At 57.1% G+C, this 268-nt stretch carries 1 rRNA gene; it reads right to left on the bottom strand.

What is annotated here, in order from left to right:
* Positions 1-268 (bottom strand): 16S ribosomal RNA (locus OGX83_RS00645); the annotation flags it as partial.

Genomic DNA, 268 nt, shown 5'->3' with positions numbered 1-268 from the left:
TGTCCAGGGGGCCGCCTTCGCCACCGGTATTCCTCCAGATCTCTACGCATTTCACCGCTACACCTGGAATTCTACCCCCCTCTACAAGACTCTAGCCTGCCAGTTTCGGATGCAGTTCCCAGGTTGAGCCCGGGGATTTCACATCCGACTTGACAGACCGCCTGCGTGCGCTTTACGCCCAGTAATTCCGATTAACGCTTGCACCCTCCGTATTACCGCGGCTGCTGGCACGGAGTTAGCCGGTGCTTCTTCTGCGAGTAACGTCAAT

Origin of the sequence: Citrobacter sp. Cpo074, from assembly GCF_030332745.1 — a bacterium.
Classification (GTDB): Bacteria; Pseudomonadota; Gammaproteobacteria; order Enterobacterales; family Enterobacteriaceae; genus Citrobacter; species Citrobacter portucalensis.
This window is presented reverse-complemented; position numbering and strand designations above follow the sequence as displayed.